15 protein-coding genes are annotated in these 17,489 nt (G+C 68.1%); 5 read left to right on the top strand and 10 right to left on the bottom strand.

The features are described 5' to 3' along the window. Positions 1-49 precede the first annotated feature (49 nt). From QFZ29_RS01315 to QFZ29_RS01305, 3 genes are read right to left on the bottom strand one after another with little or no spacing between them, the layout of a single operon-like run. The gene (locus tag QFZ29_RS01315) at positions 50-619 is read right to left on the bottom strand and encodes a DUF3618 domain-containing protein (protein ID WP_306892436.1); all 570 of its coding nucleotides are present in this window, start codon (positions 617-619) and stop codon (positions 50-52) included. After that, complete coding sequence (locus tag QFZ29_RS01310; protein ID WP_306892435.1) at positions 616-1,047, bottom strand: phage holin family protein; 432 nt, start codon at positions 1,045-1,047, stop codon at positions 616-618. The genes QFZ29_RS01315 and QFZ29_RS01310 overlap by 4 nt, the downstream gene beginning before the upstream one ends. Then, the gene (locus QFZ29_RS01305; protein ID WP_306892434.1) at positions 1,044-1,838 is read right to left on the bottom strand and encodes a hypothetical protein; all 795 of its coding nucleotides are present in this window, start codon (positions 1,836-1,838) and stop codon (positions 1,044-1,046) included. Before QFZ29_RS01305 ends, QFZ29_RS01310 begins: the two co-directional genes overlap by 4 nt. A gap of 295 nt (positions 1,839-2,133) precedes the next feature. Here QFZ29_RS01305 and QFZ29_RS01300 point away from each other — a divergent pair, with 295 nt between their 5' ends. After that, the gene (locus tag QFZ29_RS01300; protein ID WP_306892433.1) at positions 2,134-3,087 is read left to right on the top strand and encodes a TIGR03557 family F420-dependent LLM class oxidoreductase; all 954 of its coding nucleotides are present in this window, start codon (positions 2,134-2,136) and stop codon (positions 3,085-3,087) included. A 28-nt stretch (positions 3,088-3,115) separates the two neighbouring features. Here QFZ29_RS01300 and QFZ29_RS01295 read toward each other — a convergent pair whose 3' ends face one another. Then, entirely contained in the window at positions 3,116-4,741 is a 1,626-nt protein-coding gene (locus tag QFZ29_RS01295; RefSeq protein ID WP_306892432.1) for a helix-turn-helix transcriptional regulator, read from the bottom strand. A gap of 125 nt (positions 4,742-4,866) precedes the next feature. Here QFZ29_RS01295 and QFZ29_RS01290 point away from each other — a divergent pair, with 125 nt between their 5' ends. Together QFZ29_RS01290 and QFZ29_RS01285 are read left to right on the top strand one after the other, a co-directional pair. Then, positions 4,867-6,381: a helix-turn-helix transcriptional regulator gene (locus tag QFZ29_RS01290; RefSeq protein ID WP_306896561.1), complete on the top strand. Its 1,515-nt coding sequence runs from the start codon at positions 4,867-4,869 to the stop codon at positions 6,379-6,381. Positions 6,382-6,531: 150 nt separating this feature from the next. Further along, entirely contained in the window at positions 6,532-7,446 is a 915-nt protein-coding gene (locus QFZ29_RS01285; protein ID WP_306892431.1) for a phosphotransferase, read from the top strand. A 68-nt stretch (positions 7,447-7,514) separates the two neighbouring features. Here QFZ29_RS01285 and QFZ29_RS01280 read toward each other — a convergent pair whose 3' ends face one another. Beyond that, positions 7,515-7,727: a hypothetical protein gene (locus QFZ29_RS01280; RefSeq protein ID WP_306892430.1), complete on the bottom strand. Its 213-nt coding sequence runs from the start codon at positions 7,725-7,727 to the stop codon at positions 7,515-7,517. 280 nt (positions 7,728-8,007) lie between these two features. On the opposite strand from QFZ29_RS01280, the gene QFZ29_RS01275 reads away from it, so the two are divergent. Together QFZ29_RS01275 and QFZ29_RS01270 are read left to right on the top strand one after the other, a co-directional pair. After that, positions 8,008-8,679, top strand: coding sequence for a hypothetical protein (locus QFZ29_RS01275; RefSeq protein ID WP_306892429.1), 672 nt, complete (start codon positions 8,008-8,010; stop codon positions 8,677-8,679). Next, positions 8,679-9,206, top strand: a complete 528-nt coding sequence (locus QFZ29_RS01270; protein ID WP_306896560.1) for an RNA polymerase sigma factor — start codon at positions 8,679-8,681, stop codon at positions 9,204-9,206. Before QFZ29_RS01275 ends, QFZ29_RS01270 begins: the two co-directional genes overlap by 1 nt. A 150-nt stretch (positions 9,207-9,356) precedes the next feature. On the opposite strand, the gene QFZ29_RS01265 is transcribed toward QFZ29_RS01270, so the two are convergent. The 5 genes from QFZ29_RS01265 to QFZ29_RS01245 all read right to left on the bottom strand — a co-directional run bounded on the left by QFZ29_RS01265 (position 9,357) and on the right by QFZ29_RS01245 (position 17,448). Further along, positions 9,357-10,928, bottom strand: coding sequence for an amino acid permease (locus tag QFZ29_RS01265; protein ID WP_306892428.1), 1,572 nt, complete (start codon positions 10,926-10,928; stop codon positions 9,357-9,359). Further along, positions 10,876-11,637 carry a FadR/GntR family transcriptional regulator gene (locus QFZ29_RS01260; protein ID WP_306892427.1) on the bottom strand — a complete coding sequence of 254 codons (762 nt, stop codon included), beginning with the start codon at positions 11,635-11,637 and terminating at the stop codon, positions 10,876-10,878. Before QFZ29_RS01260 ends, QFZ29_RS01265 begins: the two co-directional genes overlap by 53 nt. Positions 11,638-11,797: 160 nt before the next feature. After that, positions 11,798-13,519, bottom strand: a complete 1,722-nt coding sequence (locus QFZ29_RS01255) for a hypothetical protein (RefSeq protein WP_306892426.1) — start codon at positions 13,517-13,519, stop codon at positions 11,798-11,800. Positions 13,520-13,521: 2 nt separating this feature from the next. Further along, positions 13,522-16,620 carry an alpha-mannosidase gene (locus QFZ29_RS01250; RefSeq protein ID WP_306892425.1) on the bottom strand — a complete coding sequence of 1,033 codons (3,099 nt, stop codon included), beginning with the start codon at positions 16,618-16,620 and terminating at the stop codon, positions 13,522-13,524. 42 nt (positions 16,621-16,662) lie between these two features. Beyond that, positions 16,663-17,448, bottom strand: a complete 786-nt coding sequence (locus QFZ29_RS01245) for a carbohydrate ABC transporter permease (RefSeq protein ID WP_306892424.1) — start codon at positions 17,446-17,448, stop codon at positions 16,663-16,665. Between the last annotated feature and the right edge of the window lie 41 nt (positions 17,449-17,489).

Here is a 17,489-nt window from a genome sequence, read left to right as displayed (position 1 = left end):
GACTCGAGTCTGCCCGCGGAGGGTGGCGATCGTCACCCCCCGCACTCACTCACTCCGTGTGTCGCTCGGCCGCGTGCTTGGCCTCGGCTTGGACGTCGGATGCCGCGGCGCCGCCCTCTTCCTTGACGGTGTCCACTGCCTCGGCTGCGCGCTCCTTCACGGCGTCGACGGCCTCACGTGCCGGCTCCTTCAGGTGGTCGGCCGACTCCATCGCCACGTCGCGCACCTCGTCGACGAGCGGGGCTGCCGCTTCCTTCGCCTTCTCGGCGACGTCGCGCTCGGGCTTCGAGGCCGGCATCAGCGACGAGAGGAGCCAGCCGACGCCGAAGGCGATGAGGCCGGCACCGATCGGGTTGCCCCTCGTTGCCGAGGTCACGCGTTGCGGCGCCTCGGCGACGGCTTCACCGGCGGTGTCCATCGCGTCGTGGGCCGACTCGGCGACATCCGAGGCGGTGCCCATCACCCGATCGGTGACCCTGTTCACCGCACGCCGCACCTTGTCGGTCTGGCGGTGCGCCATCTTCGCCGGGTTGACCTTGTCGGCGAGCGCGTCGACGTCCTCGCCGAGTTCTCGTCGAGTCCGCTCGATGTCGGAGCGGATCTCACTGGGGTCGCTCATCGGTTCTCCTCATTCCTTTTCAACGTATCGGGGATCTTCTTGATGCTGTCGACGGTCTTCGGCATGCCGTCGACGGAGTCGAACTCCCGCTTGCCGACGAGCGCGAGCACGACCGCGACGATCGCCCAGATGGCCGCGACGACGACTGCCGACCAGGCGTTGCCGATCAGGTAGCCGAGGCCCCACCACACCGCGATCGAGAGAAAGAGCGCGGTGAGCAGCCCGGCCACGCCGGCTGCGCCGTACATGCCGGCGCCCTTCCCGGCGCGGATCGCCGTCTGCCTGATCTCGGCCTTTGCGAGCTCGACCTCCTGTCGCATGAGCGTCGAGACGTCGCTGCTGACCTCGGCGATGAGGTCGCCGAGCGACGTGTTCGCGGCCTGTTGCTCCGACGGGGCCGGCAGGTCGGCGCCCGAATTGTTCGTCATCGCAACCCGCCTCTCGGTGGAGTGGATCCCGTTCCGCCGAAGCGCTCTCCGGGGAATGGCGCCGTGGCGGCATCCGTGTCCTCGGTGAAGATCGGCGTGCTCGGGCTGGTCGGCACGGCGGCGCGCGGGCGCGCCGTGCCCGTTGGCAGGCCTCCTCGGGATGTCCCGCTCGTGAGCTCATCCTCGGCGGGGGCCGTGAGGGCCCGGGTCATCCGGCCCGCGATGACACCGGCACCCAGTGCGATCGCGAGGAACACGCCCGGACGGCGCCGGGCGAACCCCTTGACCTCTTCGAGCAGGGATTCCGGGTCGCGGGCGTCGAGCCAGCGGGCGACCTCATCGGCGCTGCTGCCGGCTTGCCGAACGAGATCGGTGGCGTACCCCGACTCGGTCGAGCTCTCGGCCATCTGGGAGAACTGGCTGCCGACGGCTCGCAACCCGCTCGCGACGCGTCGCTGTTGCACGGCGGCCTGGTCGCGGAGCTCGCTGCCCGCCTGGTCGGCAAGCTGCCGAGCCTGACGGCGCGTCTCGGAGGCGACCGACTTCGTCTCCTCCTTCGCGACGTCGGCCACTCGTCGGCCTGCTTGTCCGGCGTCTTCCGCGAGCATCGCAGCTTCGTCGCGCAGCTCAGGTGTGGTGCCGACGGGCGCCGTTCCCGACGCGGTCGTGCCGGCGGGAGGCATCGTGCCAGCGGGAGGCATCGTGCCGGTCGGCGGCGTCGTGCCGGTCGGCGGCGTCGTGCCGGTCGGCGGCATGGCGCCGGTCGGCGGCATGGCGCCGGTCGGCGGCATACCGCTCGGTGGAGTTCCGGTGGGAGGCGTGGGGGCATCTGGAGGCATGCTGTTCGTCATCGTCGACTCGCTTTCTCGGGTTGCCTGCGCCGCGGCGAGGCCGCGGAACACCGGTCGGTACCGACACGGTAGATCGGCGGTTCTCGCGGTAGTAGGCCCTTGCCGTTTCGAGAAGCGCGGCGTATAACGCGAGTGGATCGCGGCGTATTGTGGCGGCATCCGACGCCGTGTGCAACGGCTGCCGGCACGGATGCCGCGGGCGTAACGTCGCCCCTGTCGAAGGGAGACGACGATCATGCAGTACGGCTACAAGCTTTCGGCAGAAGGGTTCGGACCGCAGGAACTCGTGCGGCAGGCCCGCCTCGCCGAGGAATCGGGATTCGACTTCGTCGAGATCAGCGACCACTACCACCCGTGGCTCGACTCGCAGGGGCATTCGCCCTTCGCGTGGACGGTGCTCGGGGCCATCGCCGCGACGACGGACTCGCTCGGTCTCGCCACCGGCGTGACCTGCCCGACGCTGCGATATCACCCGGCGATCATCGCCCAGGCCGCGGCGACCCTCGCCCTCGTCTCGGACGGCCGGTTCACGCTCGGCGTCGGCTCCGGCGAGCGCTTGAACGAGCACGTGGTCGGCAGCGGGTTCCCGGCGGTCGCCGAGCGCCAGGCGATGCTCCACGAGGCGCTCGAGATCATCCGCCTGCTGTGGTCGGGCGGCTACCACTCGTATCGGGGCAGGTACCTCCGCCTCGAGGATGCGCGCGTCTTCGACCTCCCCGAGAAGCTCCCGGTGATTGCGGTGGCTGCGGGCGGACCGGATGCCGCGAGGCTCGCGGCCGAGCTCGGCGACGGCCTGTTCGGCAACGAGGCGAAACCCTCGATCCTCAAGGCGTATCGACGCGCCGGCGGTGACGGGCCGCGCTACGGCGAGGTCGGACTCGCGTGGGCGCCCGACGAGGAGTCGGCGGTGCGCGCCGCCCACGAGTCATCCCGCTGGTCGCTCACCGGCTGGAAGGTCATGAGCGAGCTGCCGAACCCGGCGAACTTCGAAGCCGCCTCGGCGCTCATCCGAGAAGAGGACGTGGCCGCGAAGTTGCCGTGCGGACCGGATGCCGCCAAGCACCTCGAGGCGATCCGCGAGTACGAGCGCGTGGGCTACGACCACGTCGTGCTCGCGAACTCGGGTCCGGATGTCGACGGCTTCATGGACTTCTTCGCCCGCGAGCTCAAGCCCGCACTCGTACGGTGAGCGGGCGCTCTGCCCAGCGCGCCGGCGCTCATCGCCGCGCGGAGTACCACATCGCGACATCCACCCGTGAGGTGACCCCGAGCTTTGCGAAGATGTGCGAGATGTGCGACTCGACGGTTCGCTCGGAGAGGTAGAGCTCGGCCGCGATCTGACGATTGCTGCGCCCGGCAGCGACGAGGCCGGCGATCTCGAACTCCCGGTTCGAGAGGCCTCCGTGGTGGTCGGCGGTGACGACCGCGTCGACGAGGAGCAGGAACGCCGACCAGTCGAGCCGTTCCGCGATCGCCCGCGCCCCCGCCGCGTACTCACGCGCCGACGGGCCGGGAGTGTCCTTCCGATTCCGCCGTCGCGTGAGGCGGGCGAGCACGAGGAGTGATCTCGCCTCGAAGGTGGGCGAGGCCATCGAGATCGCGGATGCCAGCGCATCGCGCGCGTGCTCCTCCGCCGATTCCGGGTCGCCGAGCAACTCGGCGAGCTCGGCGAGGTAGAGCGCCGCAGGCCCGAGCGACGGTGTGTGAGCACCACCGGTGACCTGCATCTCCTCATATGGCAGCAGCTCGGCATACAGGAACCGGGCGGATTCGAGGTCGCCGAGCCGAGCGCAGATCTTCGATGCGCTCGTCAGGGCGACGACGAACTCATGCAGATGGGTGGGGATGTCAGCGAGGTGTCCGCGCATGAGATGCCACTCGCGCGCCGCCTCCTCATCGCGCCCGCGATCCGACAGGAACGACGCGAGGATCAGGCGTCCGAGGAAGAGGCCCGAATCGACGCTCTCGCGGAGAGCCCGCTCGGTGCTGGTGTCGACCGCCTCGTTCGGGCCGACCTGGGCGGTGAACTGCAAGCGGAAGACCATCTCGAAGAACTCGGCGTCGCCGAGTCCGAGCGCCCGGCCGGTCGCGATCGCGCGATCCGCCAGCTGCGCGGCCAGCTTGAACCGTCCATCGTGCAGGGCAAGGCACGCGCGAACGAGCTCGAGTCGCCAGGCCGCGGTCGGCTCCCGCTCGAGGTCCGTGTCCGCCCGGAGCAATCGCACTTCGTTCTCGAGCGCCGCCCGGTCACCGAGCATCCAATGCGCGTCCATTCGGCAGAAGTGCCCCCAGGCGACCCGGTCCCCATCGCCGCTGCGAAGGCCGAGCCCGATCGCGCGTGCGCCGATATCGAGCCACTCGCGCGCGTGCAGCGGATTGCTGAGCGCGGCGCGTTGCGCATGGAGGGCGATGAGGATCGCCTCCGGGTCGCCTGACGCTTCGGCGTCTGCCAAGGCGCCGGCGGCGGTGTGGCCGCCGGGCGAGGTGGCCCACAGGTCGGTCGTCGCTGCGAGCTGGGCCCGAACTCGTACTCGGAGCACCTCGTCGGTGTCGATGTCGGTGTCGTCGTCGCTGTCGTTGTCGCTGTCGTTGTCGTTGTCGCCGAGCCTCGCGAGTGCTTCGCGGCTGAGCGCGTGCACGCGCGCGACGACCGCTCCTTCGGTGACGCCGCGGATCACGAGCGCAGCCCGGGCGATCATCGCCGGCTCGCCGCTCGATCGGCCGAGTTCTGCGATCCGCTCGCACAGCGTCCAGGCGCCGAGCGCATCGCCGGCGCGGAAGGTCTCCCGAGCTCGTTCGAGCAGAGCTTCAGGATCCTCAGCGGTTTGCGACGTGGTCGCCATGGGTTCATCCCGGCATACTGCAGCTGCGGTGTCAACAGGCCGTTCAGTCAGCCGTTTCGCCACTTGCAGAACTTTCGCCGTTCTTCTGTTTGCGGCATCCGCTCGCCCATGTGACCATCGGAGACATGGTCATCGCCGATCGCACCGCCCAGACGGCTCTCGCAGCCGCCCCTGCCGCGCCTTCGGGCGCCGACGGCCATGGGCCCGACGAGGTCGACGCGCTCACGCTCGGCCGGCGCATCCGCGAACGCCGCACCGCACTTGGAATGACGCTCGGCGAACTCGCCACGGCGATCGACCGCGCCCCCTCGCAGGTCTCGTCGATCGAGAACGGCAAGCGCGAGCCGCGCCTCTCGATGCTGCGCACGATCGCCCTCGCGCTCGGCACGAGCGTCGATGAACTGCTGCGAACGGATGCCCCGAGCCAGCGCGCCGCGCTCGAGATCGCCGTCGAGCGCGCCCAGCGCGGGCCCGTGTTCGCCGCGCTCGGACTCGCGCCGTTCCGCGTCGGCAAGGCGTTCAACGACCAGACCCTGCAGACCATCCTCACGCTGCACAACGAGATCGATCGCCTGCACCGCGAGCGTGCCGCGACGCCCGAGGAGGCACGTCGCGCGAACGCCGAGCTGCGTGCCGAGATGCGCGCTCGCGACAACTTCTATCCCGAGCTCGAGGCGAAGGCGGCCGAACTGCTCGAGGCCGTGGGGCATGCAGGCGGTCCGGTCTCGCACCAGCTCGTCGCCGACATGGCGAGCCATCTCGGCTACTCGCTGCACTATGTCGGCGACCTGCCGCACTCGACGCGATCGGTCACCGACAAGCGCCACGGCCGCATCTACCTGCCCACGCAGCAATCGCCCTCGCGCGACTCCCGCTCGCCGATCCTGCAGGCGCTCGCAAGCCACATCCTCGCCCACGAGGAGCCGAGAAACTACGGCGAATTTCTGCGCCAGCGCATCGAGACGAATTACCTCACCGCGGCGATCCTCCTGCCCGAGCAGGCCGCCGTACGCTTCCTCACCGAGGCGAAGAACCTGCGGCGCATCTCCATGGAGGAGCTCCGCGATGCGTTCGCGGTGTCGTACGAGACGGCCGCGCACCGCTTCACGAACCTCGCGACGGCTCGGCTCGGCATCCCCGTGCACTTCATGAAGGTGCACGAGTCGGGAACGATCATCAAGGCGTACGAGAACGACGCGGTTCGCTTCCCGTCGGATGCCCTGGGTGCGGTGGAGGGCACGACCGTCTGCCGCAACTGGACGGCCCGCACGGTGTTCGACGTCGAAGACCGCTTCAGCCCCTGGTACCAGTACACTGACACCCCCTCGGGCACGTTCTGGTGCACGTCGCGCATCGAGAAGGCCAAGGAGGGCGAGTACTCGGTGTCGGTCGGCGTGCCCTTCGAGCACGTCAAGTGGTTCCGCGGCCGGGAGACCTCGCACCGCGCCGTGTCGCGCTGCCCCGATGAGACCTGCTGCCGTCGCGCACCGGGTGCGCTCGCCGAGCGGTGGGGCGATCATTCCTGGCCCGCGGCACGCACCCCGACCTCGCTGCTCGCGGCGCTGCCGACGGGCACCTTCCCCGGCGTCGACCAGACCGAGGTCTACCAGTTCCTCGAGGCGCACGCGCCGCGCGGGTGAGGAGCTGTGCCAGCTCCCGAAGCCGGCGATAGCCTCCCGATATGGGATCGATGAGCCATTTGTACGCTGTCGTGCGAGTGAGTATCCGAATGCGACTCGGCAGATAGCCTGATCAGCGGCACCGCGACGACAACGGGAAACACAGAGACAATGCATCAGATCGAGTTCCCCAAGATCCTGGCCGAGTTCGGGGTCCGCGCCACCGGTGATCCGAAGCCGCTCGAAGGCGGCGAGGACAACGGCAACTTCCGCATCGCGACCGACCACGGCGAGGTGGTGCTGAGGGAGTACCGGATGTCGGGCATCGAGAAGATCCGCGCCGAGCTGCGGCTGGTCGCGTTCCTCGGCGAGAACGGGTACCCGACGCCGGCACCGTTTCGGACCGCCGCAGGCGAGGTGGTCGTCGAGGCCGCTCGCCCGATCGCCGTCTTCCCGTGGGTGCCCGGCGACATCCCGACCGAGATGACCGCGGCGCTGGCAGGGCAGGTGGGTGAACTGCTGGCCCGGATGCACCTCCTCACCGCCGACTGGACCGACGAGCGGATCCCGGTGATCGACCGTCTCGGCCTCCTCCACCAGGGCCTGGCGTCCCGGCCCGAGCTCGACGGCGTCGACGACTGGCACGATCGCGTGCGGGACTTCCTCGAAGGCCGAAGCGAAGAGCTGGAGCGCTTGCACGAGCTGCCCTCCGGTCCGCTCCACCATGACCTTCACCGCCAGAACCTTCTGGTCGCGGACCGGGAGGTCACCGCTGTGCTGGACTTCGACGAGCTCAACCACGGTCCGCTCGTCATCGACCTGGCGCGCGTCTTCCACTACCTCGCCGTCGACGATCCCGACCGGCGCCTGCCGCGCGACCTCGCCGACGCTGCGGTAGCCGGATATGAGCGGACGAGGACCCTGTCCGATGCAGAGCGCGAACTATTGCCGGTCGCCTTCGACCTGGCGGGGATGGTCGACGCCGCCGCCTTCATCATGTGGGCCGCACCCGCCATCGGTCTGACGCATGTACACGAATGCAACAGCTGGATCGCCTACCTGCGCAACGTCGACGCGCTCTCCTGACGACTCTCCGAGGCGCCCGCTGAGCCTGAATGAGCCTTCGTGGCATCCGTGGCAGTATCTCGACTGTGTCAGCGTTGAAGCTCGCGTCGGTCGTTGCTGTTGTCCTGCTCGCAGGAATAGGGCTTGCCGGCTGCATCAGTCCCGGATCGGGATTCGCCGTCTTGGATCGCGCAGCGGAACCCGGTGACACGCTCCCGACGGATCTGCCGGACTACGCCTATGACAGGCTGGATCCAACGACGAGCCGCTTCGTGGGCGAGCATGACGGCGATCGCCTCCACCTGCGAAGGGTGATAATTCCGCGATCTGCCTCGTGATCTACCCGAACAACGAAGATTGGGTGGTCGGATGCGGCGAAGATGGCGGACTCACGGCCGTCAGCGGGCCAACGGGCACCTATGAGATCCGACCGGATGGCGCCCCGGCACCGATCGGAGCAGAGGAGATCTCGCCGAACGTGTACAGCGTCGGTCAGAACATCGGTTGAGACTCGCTGACCAATTAAGGAACAGCCCATCCCGGACATGTCCTCTATGAGGGCACTCTACGAAGGGGCTGGCAATGGATTGGGTGGATGAGGCGGTGGAGGGTGCTGCGCCGCGAGCGCTGGGGGCGGTGCCGGCGGCTGCGGAGCACGCTGAAGCCGTTGCGCGAGCGGTCGTTGCAGAGTCTCGCCATCGCGCCCGTGTGTCGCGTCTCCGGAGGTTCCTTACTGGCGCTGCGCTCGGGGTCAGCGTTCTTGGGCTCGGCGTCACGGCTGCGACGGCTGGGCCGGCCGTGTTCGACTGGATGGGTTGGACACCGGATGTCGTCGCGCAGCGCAGCTTCGAGTTGAAAGACGGAACCGAGCTCGGACTGTGCGAGGTCTTCTTCAGCGTGCAGCCCTACTATCGCGACCACGATGTGCCGGACGAGGAAGTCGACCGGCGCGTCGAGGCGGCGCGGAAGTTTCTCACGGAACACGACTGGGACTCGCTCATCGCATCCATCACCATCGCTGAGATCGAGGCCGAGTACGAACTCGAGGTCGAACGACGCGTCGCGTTCACCGATCCCGCGAGCGCCGCATCGGGCGCGACCCCACCGCCCGCGACCTACTCGATGGCGGCGACACGGGTGATGGGCGAGCGCGTCTCTGCCGAGTTCGAGCAGGCGGGCCACCTCAAACACGGGGTCGGGCTGGAAGTTGCAGCAGGGCCGTGCGACGACGCGACCGAAAGCCCAGCACAGTGATGCATCGACGGCGCCGATCGACGCGCGAAACACACTTCGAGCACGTGTACGTGGCCAACGCTGCTGACCTGCTCAGTTATTTTGGCCGGCGGGTGCGGATCCCGGCCGACGCCGCAGATCTGCTCAGTGAGACGTTCGTGGTCGCGTGGCGGCGAGGCGACCGGATGCCCTCAGACCCGGAACAAGCACGGATGTGGCTGTTCGGCGTCGCCAGACGCGTGCTCGCCAACGCCGCCCGCGGCGCCATCCGTCATTCCGATCTCACCCACAAGCTGCGCGGACATCTCGAGACGCTCCCGACCGAGCATGTCGACGCGGAGACCCTCGACATCCGCGCCGCGCTCGACGCCATCCCGGCCGATCAATCCGAACTCGTACGACTCGTGCTGTGGGACGGATTCACCTTGCCCGAAGCAGCCACGATCCTCGGGATCAGCGAGTCGACCGCACGCGGCCGCTACCAACGAGCGCGGACTCAGCTTCGCGAACTCCTCCGCGAGCACGAATACGAGGGGAGGACACCGTGAGCGCTCAACCGATCGACCCAAACATCGACCAGCCCGAGGTGTACCAGTTTCTCGAGGCGCACGCGCCGCGCGGGTGAGGAGACGTCCTGTCGCGTACGTCAGCGGGGCTCGGCGCAGAATGCGCGCCGAGCCCCGGAAGCCCAAGCTCGATCAGGGCTCGTGCTGTCGGTCCCTCTGTTCTTCGGCGGCATTGTCGTCGAGTTTCGCCTCCATCGCAGGAGTCTCGGCGAGCACCGGGAACATGCCGGTGAAGCCGTCACGGGATCGAGCGATCTCGTAGATGCGCTTGCGCGCGGCGAACCAGCCGACGATCAGCAGCGGCACGCCGATCACCGCGAAGGCGCCGACGGTGAGCGTGCCGGTCGGGAAGTCCACCGCGATGAGCACGATCACGGCAACCAGGAAGGCGAGGGTGAGGTATGAGGTGAACGGCGCACCCGGCATCCGGAACGCCGGCTGCACGGCTTTCCCTTGCTGCGCCCTCCGCCGCAGCTGCAGCTGGCACAGCACGATCATGCCCCAGCCCGCGACGATGCCGATGGCCGAGATGTTGAGCACGATCTCGAACGCGTCCTCGGGAACGAAGAGATTGAGCACGACGCCGAGGAGGGTCACGCCACCCGTGAGCAGGATGCCGCCGTACGGAACGCCGTGGCGGTTCATCCGCGTGGTGAACTGGGGGGCGGCGCCGCTCATGGCCATGGATCGCAGGATTCGCCCTGTCGAGTAGAGACCGGCGTTGAGGCTCGAGAGCGCTGCGGTGAGCACGACGAAGTTCATGATCGACCCGGCGATCTCGCCGGACGAACCGTCACCGATGCTCGCAAAGAACGTGACGAACGGGCTCTCGCCACTCGAGTATGCGGTGTGCGGCAGGAGGAGCGAGAGCAACAGCACCGAGCCCACGTAGAAGACAGCGATCCGGAAGATGACGGAGTTGATCGCGCGCGGGATCACCTTGTCGGGGTTCGCCGTCTCGCCCGCCGCCGTGCCGACGAGTTCGATGCCGGCGTAGGCGAAGACGACGCCCTGCACGACGAGCACGCTCGCGATGAGGCCGGTCGGGAAGACGCCGCCGTTGTCCTGCCAGATCGACAGGCCGGGCGCGACGGTGCCGGCGTCCGAGTTCAGCGGCCACCCGGCCGAGAGGAACACGATACCGATCACAAGGAAGCTCACGAGCGCGACGACCTTGATGAGCGCGAACCAGAATTCCATCTCGCCGAAGACCTTCACCGAGACGAGGTTGAGGCTCAACACGATGACGAGCGCGATGAGCGCGAGCACCCACTGCGGCACGGCAGTGAACGCCGACCAGAACTGCACATAGAGCGCGACCGCCGTGACATCCGCGATCGCAGTCGTCGCCCAGTTGAGGAAGTACATCCAGCCGGCGACGTACGCCGCCTTCTCCCCGAAGAACTCTCGAGCGTACGAGATGAACGATCCCGAAGACGGCCGATGCAGGACGAGCTCGCCGAGCGCACGCAGGATGAAGAACGCGAACACGCCGCAGACGGCATAGACGATGAAGAGCGACGGGCCGGCGGATTCGAGGCGGCCACCCGCGCCCATGAACAATCCGGTGCCGATCGCGCCGCCGATCGCGATCATCTGCAACTGTCGGGGCTTCAGCCCATGGCGGTATCCCTCCTGCTCGTGCGAGAAGTCACGCTTCTGCACCTCGAGTGTCGTGCTCGAGTCGGTGTCCTGCGTAGTCATGACGCGGCCCCCTTGGTGTCGTGCCTGCCGCGTGCGACAGGGCTTCCTTGACTTGGTCGAGATGGAACTCCATCGCGTCCTCGGCTTCCGCCACTGAGCCGCGGGCGATCGCCGAGACGATGCCGCGGTGCTCGATGTCGGCGCTCTCGCGCCGGCCGGGTCCGAGGTTCAGGAGGGAGGACTGGCTCGAGAGAGCGCCGCTGATGCTCTCGAGCACGACCTGGAAGATCGGGTTCCCGGATGCCGCAGCGATCGCCCCGTGGAAGCTGATGTCGAGTTGCACCCAAGCCTCGGCGTTCGTCTCCGCCTGCATCTGCTCGTGCAGTTCCTGCAGCGCGGTGACCTGGGCTTCGCTTCGGCGGATGGCGGCGAGACCCGCTGCCGGGACTTCGACGTGGGGACGGGCCTCGATGAGGTGCGCGGCGGAGAACTCACCGAAAACCAGCCGCGTGTCCCCCTGCTGGCTGGCGACGAACGTGCCACGACCATTGCGAGTGGTCGTGAGCCCCTGCGCCTCGCAGATGCGCAGGACCTCGCGGATCACGGAACGGCTCACTCCATATCGAGCCGCGAGCGCGCTTTCGGCCGGCAGCCGCTCACCGACCTCGACGATGCCTGAGTGGATCGAGTCGGTCAGGTCGCGCAGCACATACTCCACCGCGCCGATGCGGTGACCGACGACCTGCCTACCTGCCCAGCTGTCAGACATCTCCATGAGGATGATCAAACCGTGCTCATGTTTCAAGCGGCTTACATGCCACGAACGATCGCGCAACATCCGCCCGCTGCGTTCGAGGTGCTCGCCTGGAACGACCTCGCGGCCGCGCTCGCCTCGCAGGCCGCCCGGCCCGCCGAGGAGTGGGCGGCGGTCAGACCAGATCGATGCGGAGACTCGACGCTGCCGTCGTCGAGCCCGACAAAAGGAGGCGCGTTCCCTCGATGGAGTCGTTGCCGCCGACGTAGCCGAACATCTCGCCCTCGTCGAAGTCGGGCGGCGCGTCGTCGAAGCCCGAGGCCGTGATCGAGGCACCGGCGCCGAATCCCGCAACCTCGGCCGTTCGCCCGCGAAGCCACCAGCCGCCGCCGAATGGCTCGCCGCCGTTCACGGTCAGCTCCCCGTCGAAGACCAGCTCTACGGCGTAGCGAGTGGCTGCGCCGCCGAATGAGAAGTCGAGGCTCACACCAGCATCGTCGACTACGGCGGTCACGGTGGTCCGCAGCGACATCGGGTCGATGGCGCGGTTCTCGAAGTCCATCGCCGCGAAATAACGCCCCTCCGATACCGGATCGGACAGGTCTCGGGGCACATCGGGCGCGAGCGGCTCGTAGTAGCCGGAGCTGCGTGTCTCGCGCAGCACCGCGCCGTTGGGAACGCGTTCGAGGCCATCGGGGCGGATGCAGCCCATCGAGAAGAAGGTGGGGGCGAGCCGCACGGAACGGAGCACCAAGGCACCTCGGCGCGCCCTCACGAGGGTCGCTGAGTTGGAGAGCCCCGACGCGATCCGCCCCGTCTTGGAGAAGTCGCTGCCCGCGAAGATCGACGCCGAGACCTGTCCCCGGCGCACCCGCAACAGGCGGCTCACGGGGTAGAACACGTCCGTTTCGGACTGCGCTTCGGCGGGCTGCGGATCGGTGGCCTCCGGCAGTCGCCCGCCGATCTCCGGGTGCCGAACGAGTTCGGCGAGGTGGCGACCCGGGTGAACGAGCCCACGCCGCACGATGCCCTCGGCGAGGCGGGCGAGATCAGCGTCACCGTGCGCGATCGCCAGCTGGCGAAGAGGCGAGAGGAACAGTTCGACGTCGTAGGCGAGTCTCTGGTCCTGCCGTCGGGAGTGCACGTTCTCGACTTCGCCGTCGTCTTCGACGAGGTGCGCGTATGCCCGGAGGTTCCGCAGCACGACGTCGCGCAACTCGGGCCTGCCCAGGTCGCGGGCGATGGAGAGAAGGCTGGGATTCGTGACCTCGGCCGCGTAAATTCCGCTTCGCTCCGAGTACAGGCCATCGGCATCGATGTCGATGCCCTCAGCAAGCCAGAGCTCGGCCCGCGCGCGCAGCCGCTCGTCGGGCCACAGGGCGTTGAGGCCCGCGAGCGCGCTCGCCACCTCCCAGCGGTGATTCGGGGTGTGCACCCCTCCCGCGGCCACGGCGGGAGCAGCGCGGAGCGCGATCCGCTCGAGCGTCTGCCGGATCGGCGACCATCGAACCCGAACGTCGTCACCGCGGCCATCGATGAGCGAGACGCAGGAGCACAGGTCATTGATCGTGAACGCGGTGTCCGGCGGCGAGTCGAGATTGCCCTCGCTCGAGAACAGCCCACTCGAGCCCTGCCTGGCCACAAGACGGTCGGCCATGATGCCGGCGGACTCCATTCGCGAGGCGGTCTCGTCTCCGCGCGTCGCGATATCGGTGGCGACGAGCACGAGGATGGCGCGCATGAGTTCGCGATGCCCGAAGGCCTCGAGTCCCTCCGCGGTCAACCCAGCCAGCTCGTCCGCCTGGACGCGGGAGCCGGCGATGATGGCCGAGATGTAGTCGTGGTCGAGCACGTCCGCGCCGAGGCCGAAGATCTCGCGCTGTTCGGTCGTCAGCATGCTCAGGCGCCTTCCTTCGCGCGGATCTCATCCGTTGGACGGATCCGCAGAGTCACGATCTCGAACGGTCGTAGTTCCAGGTGGATTTCGCCGCCGGAGTGCTCAGGCCGGGGTTCGGTGCCCTCTTTCGGCCGCTCGAGCAGATCGACGAGCGTGCACGATGCGGCCGGGAAGGCGGCGGCGACCACCACGGCCGCTCGCCGTCCTTCGCTCTCGTAGAGCCGCACGATCACGTCGCCCGAGCCGTCCGCGGCGAGTTTGATCGTCTCGGCGATCACCGACGTCGTTCCAGCGAAGGTCGGCGGGAGCGCGCTGACGAGGGGCTGCGGAACCCGGGCGCCGCGCACGACCCGGCTCGGGGCATCCGCTGCCCGACCCGCGCGAATCGCGTCGGAGATCCCGGGGGCCACCGTGAGGGTGCTCGTGATCGAGTGCAGGCCCTGGTCGGCCTCGGGGTCGGGGAACCTGGGAGCGCGCAGCAGCGACTGGCGCACCACCGTGAGCACCCTGCCGTCGGTCACCTGACGTGTCACGTCGTGGCCGTAGACGCCATCGTTCGAGATGGCCGCCCCGAAACCCGGTTCGCCGACGTGCACCCAGCGATGTGCGCAGACCTCGTAACGCGCCGCATCCCAGGAGGTGTTGGCGTGAACAGCCCGGGAGATGTGACCGAACTGCGTCTCGTAGGAGGCCGCCGCCGCGTGCACATCGAGCGGAAAGGCGAGCTTGAGTAGCTTGCGACGCTCGTGCCAGTCGATCTCGGTGCGGATGCGCACGGTCGGCTCGGCACCATCGAGCTCGATCCGCTGCACGATGCCGCTCGCGCCGAACTCGTGCCGAACGATCACGGCGTCACCGTCTCGTGACACGGTTCCGTCGCGGAGGTCGCGCACGGTGGCGCGATACGAGGCGTCGAGGTCCCAGGCGTCCCACTGGTTCGGCTCGTCCCTGTGCAGCTGCAGCAGATTGGCCGGGCACCCCTCGTCGATCAGGTCACGACCGCTCGTCTTGTCGAGCATGCTGGTGATCGTGCCGTCGCTGTCGACGACCACGGAGACGAGGTCGTTCTCGAGCACGATGCGCCCATCGTCGTCGCGCACGTTCACCTCGGAGCGGCCCAGAGCGGAATCGATGGCCGGTTCGGCGTCGAGAAGCACGCCCGTTCGTGCGGGAATGCCCCGCACGACGACGGGGGCGGCGTTCACGGCGATCCGGTGGGTGCCCTCGCCCGTCAGCTGTCGCAGGGCCGTCTCGATGATCCTCTCGGCCCGCTCGGTGGTCTCGGCGTGGCTCGCCTCGGCCTCGCGGTGCACCCAGGCGATCGCCGTGCCGGGAAGGATGTCGTGGAACTGCAGCAGGAGCACGGCCCGCCACAGTTCGTCGAGCTCCTCGCCGGGATAGGGCGCTCCGGTCAGCAGGGCTGCCGCCGAGGCCCAGGTCTCCGCCTCGGCGAGCAGCCGCTCGTTCCGACGGTTTCCGCGCTTGGTGCGCGCCTGCGACGTGAAGATGCCCCGGTGGAACTCGAGGTACATCTCGCCAGACCACACGGGAGGGTCGGTGTATTCGGCCTCGGCGTCGACGAAGAAGTCGTGCGCCGTGGCGAAGCGCAGCCGCGGGGATCCCTCGAGGTCGGACTGAAGACGGCCAGAGGCCATCATGTCGCGTGTGGGACCTCCGCCGCCGTCACCGTAGCCGAAGGGCATCAGTGAGGTGGTCGCCACTCCGTGGTCGCTGAAGTTGCGGGAGTCGCGCGCGAGCTCCGTGGGGCGCATGTCGCCGCTGTAGGTGTTCACGGGTGGAAAGTGGGTGAAGATGCGTGATCCATCGATTCCCTCCCAGAGGAACGAGTGGTGCGGCATCGCGTTGGTCTCGTTCCAACTCATCTTCTGGGTGAAGAACCAGCGCAGCCCGGCCTGGCGAAGCAGCTGCGGAAGGGCCCCCGAGTAGCCGAACGAGTCGGGGAGCCAGCCCACGTCGGCGACCCGGCCGAACTCCTTCTGGAAGAATCGCCCTCCCTCGAGCAGCTGGCGGGCGAGCGATTCGCCGCTCGGCATCGTCACATCGGATTCGACCCACATGTTGCCGACCGGAACGAAGCGTCCCTCGTGCACGCGCTCGGCGAGCCGGGAGAACAGCTCGGGATCCGCTTCTCGCACCCAGGCGTACTGCTGTGCCGACGAGCAGGTGAAATTCAGTTCCGGATCGCGGTCCATCAGGTCGAGCACGTTGGAGAACGTGCGGATGCACTTGCGCACGGTCTCCCGAGTCGGCCAGAGCCACGCGGAATCGATGTGGGCATGGCCGGTCGCCACGATCCGGTGGGCTGAGTGGGCGGCCGGTGCAGCGAGCACCGGCTCGAGCATCGCGCGGGCGGCGGAGACCGTGCCGGCGAGGTCATCCGGATCGAGGGCGTCGAGCGCCCGGTCGAGGGCCACCAGGATCGTCACTCGTCGAGGGTCGGCTCCGTCGAGCTCGGCCATCAGACCGCGCAGGATGCGGAGTTCGCGCTCGAGCGATTCGAGCTCGACGTCGACCAGCCGCAGCTCGAGGCGACCCAGTGTGTACAGGGTTCCTGAGGGGGCTGTGAGCCTGTCGCCGAACGGCGTGGGAGCGAAGGCGAGCGGGCTGGAGAAGTCGTCGCCACCAGAGAGATCGGGGTTGGATGCCGCCTCCACGTAGAACTCGATCGCCTCACCGGGCGACGAGTCGAGGTTCACGTGGTGGTTACGCGGCTCCAGCCCCTTGACCGCGCGTCCGGCTGGGGTGCGCACGAGTCCCTCGCACTGGAAACCGGGCTTGGATTGCGAGAAACCCAGGTCGAGGGAGAGCTCCGGGCGGTAGCGCTGCTGCCCAGCCGGCCAGTGCGCGGGAACCGCGCCGACGAGGTGGAACCAGGTCGTTCCCCACGCCTCGCCCCACTCGGTGCCCAGACCCGAGGCGATATACGACGCCTGCCTCGCCTCGGCGAATGGAACGGGTTCGCCGGGGGCCGTCCACATGCCGACCTCGAGGGGCGACGATTCTGCGACGATCGCCGGCGGCAGCGATTCGCTGAGGAACCGATCGACGCGACCGGCAGTCTTCTCTCGATCACGATGCATGGCGAGGTGGAGCTTCTCTCTGCGGGTGGTGTCTGGCGAGGATCAGTCGCGCAGGCCCGTGCTGATGTCCGAGCTCGTGATGTATTTCTGGAACACGAGATAGAGCAGAACGAGCGGGATCATCGAAATGACCGACGCGGCGAGGAGGATCACCCAGTCGATGTTCTGGGCGCCGATCAACGTGCGCAGGGCGATCTGCAAGGTGAAGTTCTTCGGATCGCTCAAGATGATGAGCGGGAAGATGTAGTCGTTCCAACGCCACTGGAACGAGATGATCCCGAGCGTCAGCATGATGGGGCGGGCCAGCGGCAGCATGATCCGGAAGAAGATCGTGAGTTCCCTCGCCCCGTCCATTCTCGCCGCGTCGAGCAGTTCGTCGGGAACCGTGATGAAGAACTGCCGGAACATGAACACGCCGGTGGGCGTGAGGATCGAGGGCAGGATCACTCCGAGGAGCGAGTTGTAGAAGCCCAGGTCGCGCACCACGGTGAAGGTCGGGTTCAGGATGACCTCGCCGGGCAGCATCGTCATCGACAGGATGCAGAGTGCGAGCACCGACAGCCAGGGGGCGCGGTACTTGGCCAGGGCGTAGCCCGCCGTCGCGCAGAAGAAGACCGTGAGAACAGTGGTGACGCCCGCCACGAGCATCGTGTTGCCGAAGTAGCGCACGAAGTCGAGTCGTTCCCAGGCCCGCGCATAGCCGTCGGCTGTCCACTCCCTGGGCAGGAAGGAGAGCGGATAGGTGAAGAGCTCGCCTCCCCCCTTGAACGACGAGAGGAGGAACCACAGCAGCGGGAAGGCGATGAGGATGGCCAGGACCCAGAGCATGGTGGTCGGAAGTATGGAGCGGCGGAACTCGCCGGACTTCC

The sequence above is a fragment of the Agromyces albus genome (assembly GCF_030815405.1).
Classification (GTDB): Bacteria; Actinomycetota; Actinomycetes; order Actinomycetales; family Microbacteriaceae; genus Agromyces; species Agromyces albus_A.
Note: the sequence above shows the minus strand (reverse complement) of the source record. Positions and strands in the feature narration are given on the sequence as shown.

Coding starts and splice junctions, on each gene's coding strand:
- QFZ29_RS01295 (WP_306892432.1), bottom strand. CDS start 4,741: ATGGCGACCACGTCGCAAACCGCTGAGGATCCTGAAGCTCTGCTCGAA.
- QFZ29_RS01310 (WP_306892435.1), bottom strand. CDS start 1,047: ATGACGAACAATTCGGGCGCCGACCTGCCGGCCCCGTCGGAGCAACAG.
- QFZ29_RS01290 (WP_306896561.1), top strand. CDS start 4,867: ATGGTCATCGCCGATCGCACCGCCCAGACGGCTCTCGCAGCCGCCCCT.
- QFZ29_RS01255 (WP_306892426.1), bottom strand. CDS start 13,519: ATGCTGACGACCGAACAGCGCGAGATCTTCGGCCTCGGCGCGGACGTG.
- QFZ29_RS01315 (WP_306892436.1), bottom strand. CDS start 619: ATGAGCGACCCCAGTGAGATCCGCTCCGACATCGAGCGGACTCGACGA.
- QFZ29_RS01250 (WP_306892425.1), bottom strand. CDS start 16,620: ATGCATCGTGATCGAGAGAAGACTGCCGGTCGCGTCGATCGGTTCCTC.
- QFZ29_RS01265 (WP_306892428.1), bottom strand. CDS start 10,928: ATGACTACGCAGGACACCGACTCGAGCACGACACTCGAGGTGCAGAAG.
- QFZ29_RS01275 (WP_306892429.1), top strand. CDS start 8,008: ATGGATTGGGTGGATGAGGCGGTGGAGGGTGCTGCGCCGCGAGCGCTG.
- QFZ29_RS01305 (WP_306892434.1), bottom strand. CDS start 1,838: ATGCCGCCGACCGGCGCCATGCCGCCGACCGGCGCCATGCCGCCGACC.
- QFZ29_RS01260 (WP_306892427.1), bottom strand. CDS start 11,637: ATGTCTGACAGCTGGGCAGGTAGGCAGGTCGTCGGTCACCGCATCGGC.
- QFZ29_RS01285 (WP_306892431.1), top strand. CDS start 6,532: ATGCATCAGATCGAGTTCCCCAAGATCCTGGCCGAGTTCGGGGTCCGC.
- QFZ29_RS01270 (WP_306896560.1), top strand. CDS start 8,679: ATGCATCGACGGCGCCGATCGACGCGCGAAACACACTTCGAGCACGTG.
- QFZ29_RS01300 (WP_306892433.1), top strand. CDS start 2,134: ATGCAGTACGGCTACAAGCTTTCGGCAGAAGGGTTCGGACCGCAGGAA.
- QFZ29_RS01245 (WP_306892424.1), bottom strand. CDS start 17,448: ATGCTCTGGGTCCTGGCCATCCTCATCGCCTTCCCGCTGCTGTGGTTC.